Source organism: Sphingomonas sp. RS6, assembly GCF_054489705.1.
Genome location: NZ_JBTMWM010000001.1, coordinates 994,859 through 1,006,566, shown reverse-complemented (window position 1 = coordinate 1,006,566; position 11,708 = coordinate 994,859). Strand labels below are relative to the sequence as shown.

The window sequence follows — 11,708 nt, the reverse complement described above, 5'->3', positions numbered from 1 at the left end:
TCCCGGACCGTCAACACCGTTTTGCAATTTTATGTCGTTTTTCTCCAACCGACCCCGCAAAGCCGCAGAAATCCGCCATTTTCTAGCGTGCAAAATCCCGACAATGATGACCGATTGATGACCCTGCAGCCCGAATCACCGGCGAATCATGGGTCGAATCGTCACTGAATAGGGATTCGAGGGGCGAATTCAGCACGATCGATCCGCCGCTGGCCGATAATCGTGCACTGGCGGCGCCTCCGAGTCAGCGCAGCGCCGGTGCCTGCCGCTCGGGATGCGTCACACCGCCTGTATATAAGCGCGCATCGCCTCGGCCTCGGACTCGATCCGGTCGATCCGGTATTTGACGAGATCGCCGATCGAGACGAAGCCGATACAGGCCTCGCCATCGATCACCGGCAAGTGGCGGATGCGCCGCCGCGTCATCAGCGCGAGCGCGCCGAGCACGGTCTCTTCTGGGGTGACGGTGATCGCCGGCGCCGTCATCACCGCAGAAACCGGCTTGTCGAGCGCGGCGGCACCTTCGCGGGCGGCGCAATAGATGACGTCGCGTTCCGAAAAAATGCCCGCGACCTGGCCTCGATCGAGCACCGGGGCGGCGCCGATGCGCCGTTCGGCAAGCAATGCGATCGCTTGCGCGACGCTCTTGTCGGCGGCGATCGACACGACGTCGTGCCCCTTGCCCTGCAGGATTGCGGCGATGGTCATCGCGTCCTCTCCTTGGCTATTGTGCTTTTAGACGTTGTTTGTCCCATGATTCGCCCCCAATTGCAAAGCATGGCGCAACGACCCGGCCTCGACGATCCCGCTTATGCCGCCTTTGCCTGGCGGCGCTTTCGGCGGGTGCTAGCCTGGATGGCAGTGGTGGCGGTGCTTGCCGCGCTTGCCGCTGAGTATTGGCTCTATGCGACGATGGGCGAACTCCACATCGTCACCGCGATCGCCACGTTTCTGGGCGTGTTCCTGACGATCATGATGGCCGCGGCGCTGATGGGGCTGATGTTCCTCAGCTCGGGGAGCGGCCATGACGACGAGGTGGAAGACCCGCTGAAGGGCGAGGTCGAGATCGACTGAGGCTCAGCGATCGGTCGAGAGCGTCAGGTCGAGCGTCGCCGTGCCGTTGGCGGGGACGGTGACGGTCCAGGTCGGCAGGCCCTTGCGCTCGGGCAGTTTCGCGCTGGCCTTGGCGACGCGATAGCGGATCGGCAGTTCGAATCGAACCGGGCGGTCATGGGCGTTGCGGACCTCGATCCGGAACGCCGTGCGGCGGCGCGATCCCGGCAGCGCGGTGACGGTGTAGTGGACGTCGCTGGCGGTGCTGGGGAAGAACTCGACCTCCTCGCCGATCGCGCGATCGGCCAGGTTGCTCTCGCCGAGCAGCAGCGACTGGCCGCCCCGCGGCGCGAACAGCGCGACCTTGCCGGCCGGAAGCGGCAGGCCGAGGCCCTGCGCCGCCTTGTTCTCGGCGCGCAGCACGATCGCGGCGGCGCGCGGCATATCGTTCGCGAAGGGGGTGAAATCGCCGCGATAGAGATGCGCGACCTTCACCCGCTCGCGATGGAGCATCGCCACCTGCTTGGTGGAAAGCGCGGCGACCGTCACCGGTTCGGGGACGCGATAGAGCTTGAGGTCGCCCAGATCCTCCTGCTCGGCCATCATCACCGGTTCCGCCTTTCGAGCCCGTGCGCCGGTGACGACGATCTCCATCGCGGGCGCGGGCGGCGGGGCGGGCATCGACATCGCGGGGAGCGCGTCGACGACATATTGGGGCATGTCGCTCGTCGTGCCCATCGGCCAGCATTGCAGCGACAGATCAGGCACCACGCCCTGCGGCAGGCGCGCCGCGCGTTCCTTGTTCGGCGCACCGGCGACCGCGGCGGTGCGGGCATCGGCAAAGCCCTGCGACCCGGCATTGCGCACCGTGAGCCAGGCGAACAGATCGAGCGTCGCGCCGTCGGGCGCGAGTTCGGCGACATAGCTGGCCTGCCAGTCGAAGCCCTGCGCCAGATAGGAAAGCTGCACCGTCACCGTCTGCGCGACGGCGCTGACAGTCGTCACCGACAAGGTGGGCTTGGCGGCGAGGTCGGCGGGGACGCCGGAATAGCGGATCGCCTCGGGCAGGCCCGAACAGCCGAGCGCCTCCACCCCGGCCGCTGTCGTCAGCACCACGCCGTTCGCCGGGCCGGACTGGATCACGCCCTCGCCCTCGGTCACCCGGCCGGTGGCGGGGTCGGTGCGGCGCACCGTCACGCGGCGCTTGAGATAGGCATCGACCAGCGAAGCCGGCGACAGCAGCCGCGCATCGCGATTCTTCTCGCCCGCCCCCTGCGGCAGGCCGGAGACGATCGCGGTTTCGGGCATCATCCCTTCGGACACGCCGACGAAGCGGATCACCGACGAACCGGCGGGGAGCGTGATCGTCCGCGTCTCGGTAACCAGCGCATAGCCGCCGGGCCAGTAGCGCGACATCGGCCCGTCGCCGCGATTCGGATCGCGATAGAGCGTCACCGCCACGCTGTCGGGCGTTTCCGAGACGACCAGCGCCTGCGCGACCGCCGGCGCAGCGGCGAGCAGCGCGATAAGGGCAAGAGCGATGCGCGCGAGCATCGGATCAGTAGCGCGTATCGAACACCACGGTGACCGACGCCTTGCCATTGGCGGGCACCGGCACCTTCCACTCCATGCGATCGGCGGAGACGCGCTCGCCCGTCAGGCTCTGTTCGACGAGGCGGACATCGCCCCACAGCCCGTCCTGCGCCAGATCGACCGTCACCGCTTCGGGCCTGGCATTGGTGAAATCATAGCGCATCGTCGTGCGCCAGCGCCGGCTCGATTCGCGCTTGCGCTCGACCACCGTCGCGCTGCCCTTCACGTCGAAGGCATCGCCGGTGCGGATCGACATCGCCGACCCCATCGGCGCGGCATCGACGCGGCTTTCGCCGATGAACTGCGGATCACCGCGCTTGTCGCGCATATAGACGCGGATCGTGCCCGAGGGCAGCTGATCGCCGAGCCCGCCCTGCCGCGAGGTGGAGAATTTGAGCACGCTCGATGCGCTGCGCGGATCGCCATTGGTCATCAGCCAGCCATTGACCCATTCATAGGCCTTGCGCGCCGGCGCGCCCTTCACGTCGAGGAAACTGACCTGCTTCTGCTGGGCGTTGGCGATCGTGGTGCGATGCCCGAGCGGATAGAGATAATAGTCGCCCAGCCGTTCGCGGTCGCCACTTTCCGTGCCGGCCTCGTCGATCGTCGAATCGCCGCGCTGGCCGAATTGCACCACCTCGCGCCGGCCGCCATTGTTGGGCTTGCCCGCCACCAGCAGCACATCGGCGTTACGATAGCTGGTCCCGGTTTCGTTGGTGAGCGTGATCCAGCCCTGCATGTCGATCGCGCCGCGCCCCTCGTCGAACAGCATCACATAGTCGCTGGTCCAGCCGAGGCCGGGCGTGAGATAGCTGAGGGATGTCGGCACGCGGCCGCCCTTCGCCACTTGGAGCGTCACCGACAGCGTCGGGCGGGCGCGGAGATTTTCGGGCACCTTGTCGAAGATCACGCGCACCGGCAGGCCATCGTCACGCAGCACCTCGATCCGGTTGCCGATCTGGAGCACCACGCCGCCATTGGCCGCGAGCACCCGTGCCTGTTCGCGCGTTTCGGCGCCGGTCGCCGGATTGACCCGGATGATGGTGACGACCGAGCCGACCGCCTTTTCCATCAGCTTGGAGGGCGTGAGAAGATCATAGTCGAAATTCTGTTCGACGATGCCGATGCCAGGGCCGGCGAGCGTGACCGTTTCCGGCCGGATCTGGGCCGAGACATCGGGAAATTCCTGTCGCGTGCGGCCGGCCGCCAGATCGAGCGTCCGCACATCCTGCACCAGCGACTGGCCGTTCTGATAGATGGTGATCGAAAGATCGCCCTGCGCGGTCTGGTCCGGGGCGGGAATCTGCTGTGCCTGCGCAGCCAGCGGCCATGCCGCCAGCAAGCCGATCATCCGACGCATCCCGATCTCCCCCCCGCTTGTTGCGGCGATGCTAGCAGCCGGGCGTGCGAACGCCAGCGCGAAATCCCTGCCGGCGATGGCGAAGCGGCGCATGCAACGAAAAAAGGGCCCGCCTCCCGATGGAAGCGAGCCCCTTTTCAGACGATGGCGTCTGCCTCAGGCGGCGGAAACCTCGGCCTCGTCGCTCTTCGTGGTGCGACGGCGGCGCGGCTTTTTCGGTGCCTCTTCCTCGGCACCCGACTCTGCGCCGATCGCCGGGGGAAGGATCGCGGCGTCGATGCCCTGCGCGGTATCCGCCTCCGCAGCCGGTTCGCGGCGCGGACGGCCGCGACGGCGGGGCGCGGCTTCGGCCGCGTCGGCGGCCGGCTCGGCAGCCGGAGGCGCGGACGAGGCAACCGCCTCGCGCGCCGGCTCACGACCATGATCCTCGGTCACCGGCGCGGCGGCACCATTGCTACGGCCGTTGCGGCGATCCTCACGAGCCTCGCGGCCTTCGCGACCGTCACGCGGCTCACGGCCCTCGCGCTCGAAGCGGGGCTCGCGCTCGCGACGCTGCTGGCGCGGCGCTTCCTGCTCGTCCTCGCGACCGGGCTCGCCCTCGAGCTCGAACTCGTCCTCGTCGCTCTCGTCGCGCTGGCGGCGCTGCTGGTTCTGCTCCTCGAAGCGCGAACGGCTCTCGTTCAGAACGCGGAAGTAATGATCCGCGAACTGCAGATAATATTCCGCGTTGACGCGATCGCCCTGCATCTGCGCGTCACGCGCCAGATTCTTGTATTTTTCGAGCAGCTGGGCGGCATTACCGCGGGCACGGTTGTCAATACGATTGCCGTTGCCCTGATTGCCGGGGCCTCCGCCCTGGCGTTGTTGCTGCCCGCCCCGACCGCGACGGCGGCCGGCCTGACGATTGTTCATCAAGGTCTGTGTATCCTGTCTTTACAAAGCCGTCCGTCGATCCATCGAGGTTCCGGATGCAGGGTTACCTTCGCAGGGAGCGCCGGATCGCCGGTGCCTCCCGCCTGCCACGGCCGCCGGGCTGCGGCGGCGCACATGACCGTGGAGTCGGGCCTCAGCCCTTATATTCAACAACTTGGTTGAAGGTGCCTCGCCCCGACGTCCTTCTAGCCGCTGGCACACCAATCTCCAAGCACAAATATGTGACGTTTTCTTGCGAATTCAAGTCAGCCGAACCGCTCGTGGACGCCCACCCAGATCATTATAGACGCGCGGCGCCAATCCGTGTTCCCGTGCGATTGCGGAGACGGGATCGGCCTGCGTCCAGCCGATCTCGACCAGCGCGGCGCCGCCGGGCGCGAGCAGGCGCGGGAGTTCGGGAAGGATCCGTCGATAATCGTCGAGCCCGTCGGCACCGGCGAACAGCGCCGCCGCCGGCTCATGGTCGCGCACCTGGCGCGGCAGCGGCTCCCCTGTCCCGATATAGGGCGGATTGGCGAGGATGAGATCGAATTGGGCATCGATGCCCATCGCCCAGTCGCCGAGGCGGAAGTCGGCGCGCGCGGCCATGCCGAGCGCTTCGGCGTTGCGGCGGGCATAGCCGAGCGCGGCCTCCGACGCATCGACGCCCAGCCCCTGCGCCGTCGGCCATTCGGCGAGCGCGGCGAGCAGCAGCGTGCCCGGGCCGGTGCCGAGATCGAGGATGCGCGCCGGCGCACGGCCGGCGAACCATTGGACCGCCGCCTCGATCAGCGTTTCGCTGTCGGGCCGGGGGATCAGCACGCCGGGGCCGACCGCGAGGTCGATCGTCCAGAAGGCGCGGGTGCCGGTGATATAGGCGACCGGCTCATGGGTGAGGCGGCGGGCGACGAGCGCGGCGAAGGCTTCGGGCGCGGGATCGTTCAGGCGGGCGAGCAGCAGTGCATCACGGTTGATGCCCAGCGCGTGCGCCATCAGCAGCTCGGCATCGAGCCGGGGGGTGTCCGATACGGCTTCGAGCCGGCGGGTGGCGTCGGCGAGCGCGATGCGGATGGTCATCGCCATTCCTCCCCGGCGCGGAGAGGGGGACCAAGGCGCGCAGCGGCTTGGTGGAGGGGGGCTTCCACAAGGGCATCCCTCGCTGCGATCCCCCTCCACCATGTGCTGGCGCACATGGTCCCCCTCCCCATTCCGGGGAGGATCTTAGGTGTCGAGCTGGGCAAGCCGGTCGGCCTCGTCCTGCGAGACGAGCGCGCCGATCAGCTCGTCCATCTCGCCCTCCAGGATCTCGGGCAGGCGGTGCAGCGTCAGATTGATGCGGTGATCGGTCACGCGGCCCTGCGGGAAGTTGTACGTGCGGATCCGCTCCGAACGGTCGCCCGAACCCACCATCGAACGGCGCGCGCCGACGCGCTCGGCCGCCAGCCGTTCACGCTCGGCCTCGTACAGGCGGGTGCGGAGCACCTTCATCGCCTTGGCCTTGTTCTTGTGCTGCGAGCGCTCGTCCTGTTGGATGACGACGATGCCGGTGGGCAAGTGCGTGATCCGCACCGCGCTGTCGGTGGTGTTGACGCCCTGGCCGCCGGGGCCGGAGGCGCGGTAGATGTCGATGCGCAGATCCTTGTCGTCGATCTGCACGTCGGCCTCTTCGGCCTCGGGCAGCACGGCGACGGTGGCGGCGGAGGTGTGGATGCGGCCGCCCGCCTCGGTGGCGGGGACGCGCTGGACGCGGTGGACGCCGCTCTCGAACTTGAGCTTGGCGAACACGCCGGTGCCGGTGATGCCGACCACGACTTCCTTGTAGCCGCCCGCTTCCGAGCTGCTGGCCGAGATCAGCTCGGTCCGCCAGCCGAGCCGATCGGCATAGCGCTGGTACATGCGCAGCAGGTCGCCCGCGAACAGCGCGGCCTCGTCGCCGCCCACGCCGGCGCGGATTTCGAGCAGCGCCGGGCGCTCGTCGGCCGAGTCCCTGGGGAGCAGCGCCAGCGCCAGCTTGCGTTCGGCCTCGGCGAGCGTGCCTTCATTGGCGCGGAGTTCCTCCACGGCCATGGCGCGCAGCTCGTCATCGGCCTCCTGCGTCATCTGCTGGAGCGATTCGCCCTCGGCACGCAGCCGCCGCACGTCGCCCGCCGCGACCGCGACCGGCTCGATCTCGGCATATTCCTTCGAGACCTGGACGAAGCGATCGCCGGCGAGTTCGCCCGACGCCATCAGCGCCTGCAACTCGTCGCGCCGCGCCTCGATCGCCGCGATGCGGTCCGGCGGGATGCGGGTCATGCTTCAGGCAAGTCCCACACCAACGGATCAATCAAATCCCGGATTCGTTGAACATCGAGATTATCGCCCCGAACAATCTGGTGGCCAACGCCATTCGTGCCACCTCGTTTGTCCATTGTGATTATGTACGCCGGATCCAAGCGACGCATTTTATCGAATCGCTTTTTTGGATTGCCGGTGACGAACAGCTCAGTCCGGAAACCGGCGCGTCGCAGAACTGCTCCAAATGATGCCGCCGAGTTATCAAGCGCACGATTTTCCGAAACTATAGCCACCAAGTCGTCAGCGACCTTCGGCTCCTCGATCAGCATCGCCAGCCGCTCGACGCCCGCCGCCCAGCCCACGCCCGCCGTCTCCGGGCCGCCGAGTGAGCCGATCAGCCCGTCATAGCGGCCGCCGGCCAGCACCGTGCCCTGCGCGCCGAGCCGGTCGGTGACGAACTCGAACGCGGTGTGGCGGTAGTAATCGAGACCACGCACCAGCCGCGCATTGCGCGTCCACGCGACACCGGCCGCGTCAAGCCCGTCGGTCACCGCCTTGAAGAAGGCGGCGGCCTCGTCGGTCAGATAGGCGTCGATGTCCGGCGCGCTGTCGGCGATCGGGCGATCGCGCGGGTCCTTCGAGTCGAGGATGCGCAGCGGGTTCTTTTCCAGGCGCGCCAGGCTGTCCTCGGAAAGCTCGGCCTTGTGCGCCTCGAAATGCGCGACCAGCGCGGTGCGCCAGGCGTCGCGCGTCGCCGCATCGCCCAGCGTGTTGAGCTGCAGCGTCACGCCCTCGGCGATGTCCAGCTCCTTGAGCAGTTGGTCGGCCAGCACCAGCAGCTCGACATCGGCGGCGGGCTCGGGCGCGCCGATGATCTCGGCGTCGATCTGGTGGAACTGGCGATAGCGGCCCTTTTGCGGGCGCTCGTAGCGAAACACCGGGCCGGAGGTCGCGACCTTGAGCGGAGCGAACTGCTGCCAGCCCTCGGTGATGTACGCGCGGGCGATGCCGGCGGTGAATTCGGGGCGCAGCGTGATCGAATCGCCGCCGCGATCCTCGAAGGTGTACATCTCTTTGGAGACGACGTCCGAGGTCTCGCCCATCGAGCGGGCGAACACGCCGGTCGCCTCGAAGATCGGGATCTCGAGCCGCTGGAAGCAATAGAGCTTGCGCACCCGATCGAACGTTTCGAGCACCGCAGCGAACCGCCGCTGGTCTTCGCCGAAAATGTCCTGGGTGCCCCGGATGCGCTGGGGGGTCTGGATACGTGCCATTTGGGCGCGGCTATTAGGCCGGTTTGAGGCGGGGAGCAATGTGCGCCAATTCCTCCCCGTGCCGGGGAGGAATTTGGGGTTACAGCGCCGCGATGAAGGCGCGGGCGTTGGCGCCGACTTGCGCCGCGCTCAGCCCCGCCTTGTACAGCGCCGAGCCGAGGCCGAAGCCCGGAGCGCCGGCCGCCTGCCACGGGGCCATGTTGTCGGACGCGATGCCGCCGACCGGCAGGACGCGCGTTTCTTTGGGCAGCACCGCACGCATTGCCTTGAGTACCGTGGGGCTCGCCGCCTCGGCGGGAAACAGCTTGAGCGCGGTGGCACCGGCCTCGAGCGCGGCGAAGGCTTCGCTTGGCGTCATGATGCCCGGGAGCGAGACAAGGCCCGCCGCCGCGCTCGCGCGGATCACGTCGAGATTGGCGTTGGGCGAGATGATCATCGTGCCGCCGGCATCGGCCACCTGCTGCACCTGCGCCACCTGCAGCACGGTGCCCGCGCCGATCACCGCGCGGCCGGCAAAGCGCTTGGCGAGGCGGGCAATGCTGTCGAGCGGATCGGGCGAGTTCATCGGCACTTCGATCAGGGTGAAGCCGGCGGCGACCAGTTCGTCGCCGATCGCCTCGACCTCGTCGGGCGTCACCCCGCGCAGGATCGCGATCAGCGGGCATTTGGCGAAGGCGGCGTCGAATTCGGCGATGTGGCTCATGCAATCTGCTCCGCAAGGGCGAGGATTCCGGCGACGAAGGCGTCATGGCTGCTGGCGATCACCGCCTGCCGCCCATGCGCGCCGATCGCCGCCGCATAGAGGCCGCCCAGCATCGGGTCGGCCAGGATGTGAACGGTGTCGTGGCCGCTCGTCGCCAGCCGCGCGGCGACGTCGCTGCCGATCAGCAGCCCGCTGGCATAGGCGGCGGCGTCGGCATCGTCGCGCAGGCCGAGCATCTTGGCGGCGCGGATGCCGAACAGCGAGGCGGCGAGGTCGCGCGTGCGCCCCTCCTCCACGCCGTCGAGAAAGGCCGGGCCGACCGTCACGTCACCGCCGAGCTGCGCCGCGAGCAGGCCGTGCTTGCGGAGCAGCGCGAACAGCTCGCCGGTCATCGCGGTGGTGAAATCGGCGACGCGGCCGTCCGCCATCTCGACCCATTTGCAATGCGTGCCCGGCTGGACGAGCAGCGCGTCGGCCGGGGCCAGCCCGGCGCGGACGGCGCCCAGCAGCTGCACTTCCTCGCCGCGCATCACGTCCGGCCGGCCGGTGACCATGGTCGAGACGCCCGGCACGATCGCGCTGCGCGCCTCGACCCAGAGCAGCCCGGCGGCCAGTTCGGCGACGCCGGCGGGCGCGGCGACATAGGGCGCCGGCGCCCAGCCGATATTGGCGCCGACCATGCCCGCCATCAGCAGCGGCAGGTCGCCGTGTCGCGCGCGGATGCCGGCGGCTTCGGCGGCAAAGTCGGTGACCGAGGTCACGCCCTTGTCGTCGCGCTCGGTATGCGTGACGCGGCCGTCCTCGATCAGGAAGACGCGGCGGTTGGTCGTGCCCCAGTCGACCGCCAGGAAGGCGCCGGAAAAGCTTACCACCATGTCGCGTACAGCCCGACCAGGATGACGATGATCACCGCAGCCGCGACATTGAAGCCGGTGGTGGTGCGGAAGGAAACGCCCTGCATCGTGATCAGGCTGCTGCGCGTCGGCGTGCCCGCCAGCGACACGATCACCGCCAGCGCCAGCGAGGCAAGGAACACCACGCCCATCCGGTTCATGAACGGGAAGGCGGGCAGCAGCCACCACATCAGGCAGGACAGCACCACCGATGCGATCGCGCCGACCAGCGCCCCCGCCTCGGTCGCGCGCGGCCAGAACAGGCCGAGCAGGAAGATGACGGTGATGCCCGGCGTCACGAAGCCCGAGAATTCCTGGATATACTGGAACGCCTGGTCGAGGCTGCCGAGCAGCGGTCGCGCGGTGAACATCGCGAGCACGATCGAAACGGCGGCGGCGATCCGGCCGACCAGCACCAGCTGGCGCTCATGCCCCGCCTTGTCGGCGCCCTCTTCTGCGCGACTCTGCACGCCCTTGAACTTGGCATAGATGTCGAGCGTGAAGATCGTCGCGATCGAATTGATCTTGGACGCGGTCGACGCGATGATCGCCGCGATCAGTGCCGCGAAGACGAGGCCGAGCAGCCCGGTCGGCAGCAGCGCCATCATCGTGGGGTACGCCTGGTCCGGCTTGGCGAGGTTGGGCGCCAGCACCACCGCGGCGATGCCGGGCAGCACGATGACGACGGGCATCAGCAGCTTGAGGAAACCTGCGAACACCACGCCGCGCTGCGCCTCGGCCAGGCTCTTCGCCGCAAGCGCGCGCTGGATGATATACTGGTTGAAGCCCCAATAGCTGAGATTGGCGATCCACATGCCGCCGACCAGCACGGCAATGCCGGGCAGATCCTTGTAGTGCGGATTGTCGGGCGAGAGGATCATGTCGAAATGATCGGGCGCGCGGCGGGTCAACTCGTGGAAGCCGGCGAGCACGCCGCCGTCGCCGCCGATCTTGCTGAGCGTCAGGTACGCAACGACGAGACCGCCCAGCACCAGCAGCGTCACCTGGACGATGTCGGTCAGCGCCACTGCCTTCAGGCCGCCGCGCAGCTGGTAGAGCAACGCGAAGGCGCCGAGCCCGATCAGCGCCACGTCCTGGTTGACGCCCGCCACCTGGGTGACCGCGATCGAGCCCAGCCAGATGATCGAGGTGAGGTTCACGAAGATGTAGAGGATCAGCCAGAATACCGCCATCACGGTGCGGATGGTCGGCCCGAAGCGCTGCTCGAGGAACTGCGGCATCGTGTAGATTTCGTTGCGCAGGAAGATCGGCAGGAAGAACTTGCCGACGATCAGCAGCGTCAGCGCCGCCATCCACTCATAGGAGGCGATCGCCAGGCCGATGGCATAGCCCGAACCCGACATGCCGACGATCTGTTCGGCCGAGATGTTCGCCGCGATCAGCGACGCGCCGATCGCCCACCAGGGCAGATTCTTGGACGCAAGGAAATAGTCGCTCGAATCCTTCGACTGACCCGCCTTGTCGCGGCTAACCCATTGCGCAAGGCCGAAAATGCCGATCGCATAGACGATCACCACGACCAGATCGATTGTCGAGAGACTCATGCCCACTCCTGTTGCCCGGCGTCGGCACCTGCCCGTCGCGTCTTGGCCAAGGCCGCAACGCTGCGGCCCGCCGTTCAT

General features: G+C 67.9%; 11 protein-coding genes. 1 reads left to right on the top strand and 10 read right to left on the bottom strand.

From position 1 onward, the window contains the following. Positions 1-279: 279 nt before the first annotated feature. Entirely contained in the window at positions 280-708 is a 429-nt protein-coding gene (locus tag ACX40Y_RS04760; RefSeq protein ID WP_459118368.1) for a CBS domain-containing protein, read from the bottom strand. Between the two features lie 69 nt (positions 709-777). Between ACX40Y_RS04760 and ACX40Y_RS04755 the strand changes: the two genes are divergently transcribed. Continuing rightward, the gene (locus ACX40Y_RS04755) at positions 778-1,074 is read left to right on the top strand and encodes a hypothetical protein (protein ID WP_459118367.1); all 297 of its coding nucleotides are present in this window, start codon (positions 778-780) and stop codon (positions 1,072-1,074) included. A 3-nt stretch (positions 1,075-1,077) separates the two neighbouring features. Here ACX40Y_RS04755 and ACX40Y_RS04750 read toward each other — a convergent pair whose 3' ends face one another. The 9 genes from ACX40Y_RS04750 to ACX40Y_RS04710 all read right to left on the bottom strand — a co-directional run bounded on the left by ACX40Y_RS04750 (position 1,078) and on the right by ACX40Y_RS04710 (position 11,630). Then, positions 1,078-2,607: a DUF4139 domain-containing protein gene (locus ACX40Y_RS04750; protein ID WP_459118366.1), complete on the bottom strand. Its 1,530-nt coding sequence runs from the start codon at positions 2,605-2,607 to the stop codon at positions 1,078-1,080. 4 nt (positions 2,608-2,611) lie between these two features. After that, positions 2,612-4,006, bottom strand: coding sequence for a DUF4139 domain-containing protein (locus tag ACX40Y_RS04745; RefSeq protein ID WP_459118408.1), 1,395 nt, complete (start codon positions 4,004-4,006; stop codon positions 2,612-2,614). Positions 4,007-4,162: 156 nt separating this feature from the next. Next, positions 4,163-4,918 carry a DUF4167 domain-containing protein gene (locus ACX40Y_RS04740; RefSeq protein ID WP_459118365.1) on the bottom strand — a complete coding sequence of 252 codons (756 nt, stop codon included), beginning with the start codon at positions 4,916-4,918 and terminating at the stop codon, positions 4,163-4,165. Positions 4,919-5,179: 261 nt separating this feature from the next. Then, positions 5,180-6,001: a peptide chain release factor N(5)-glutamine methyltransferase gene (prmC, locus tag ACX40Y_RS04735; protein ID WP_459118364.1), complete on the bottom strand. Its 822-nt coding sequence runs from the start codon at positions 5,999-6,001 to the stop codon at positions 5,180-5,182. Positions 6,002-6,139: 138 nt separating this feature from the next. Then, a complete protein-coding gene (gene prfA / locus ACX40Y_RS04730; protein WP_459118363.1) occupies positions 6,140-7,213 on the bottom strand; it encodes a peptide chain release factor 1 in 1,074 nt (357 codons plus the stop codon). Then, a complete protein-coding gene (gene hisS, locus ACX40Y_RS04725) occupies positions 7,210-8,469 on the bottom strand; it encodes a histidine--tRNA ligase (RefSeq protein WP_459118362.1) in 1,260 nt (419 codons plus the stop codon). The genes prfA and hisS overlap by 4 nt, the downstream gene beginning before the upstream one ends. A 79-nt stretch (positions 8,470-8,548) precedes the next feature. Then, positions 8,549-9,172: a 2-dehydro-3-deoxy-6-phosphogalactonate aldolase gene (locus ACX40Y_RS04720; RefSeq protein WP_459118361.1), complete on the bottom strand. Its 624-nt coding sequence runs from the start codon at positions 9,170-9,172 to the stop codon at positions 8,549-8,551. Beyond that, a complete protein-coding gene (locus tag ACX40Y_RS04715; protein WP_459118360.1) occupies positions 9,169-10,047 on the bottom strand; it encodes a 2-dehydro-3-deoxygalactonokinase in 879 nt (292 codons plus the stop codon). Before ACX40Y_RS04715 ends, ACX40Y_RS04720 begins: the two co-directional genes overlap by 4 nt. Beyond that, a complete protein-coding gene (locus ACX40Y_RS04710; RefSeq protein WP_459118359.1) occupies positions 10,038-11,630 on the bottom strand; it encodes a sodium/sugar symporter in 1,593 nt (530 codons plus the stop codon). Before ACX40Y_RS04710 ends, ACX40Y_RS04715 begins: the two co-directional genes overlap by 10 nt. Between the last annotated feature and the right edge of the window lie 78 nt (positions 11,631-11,708).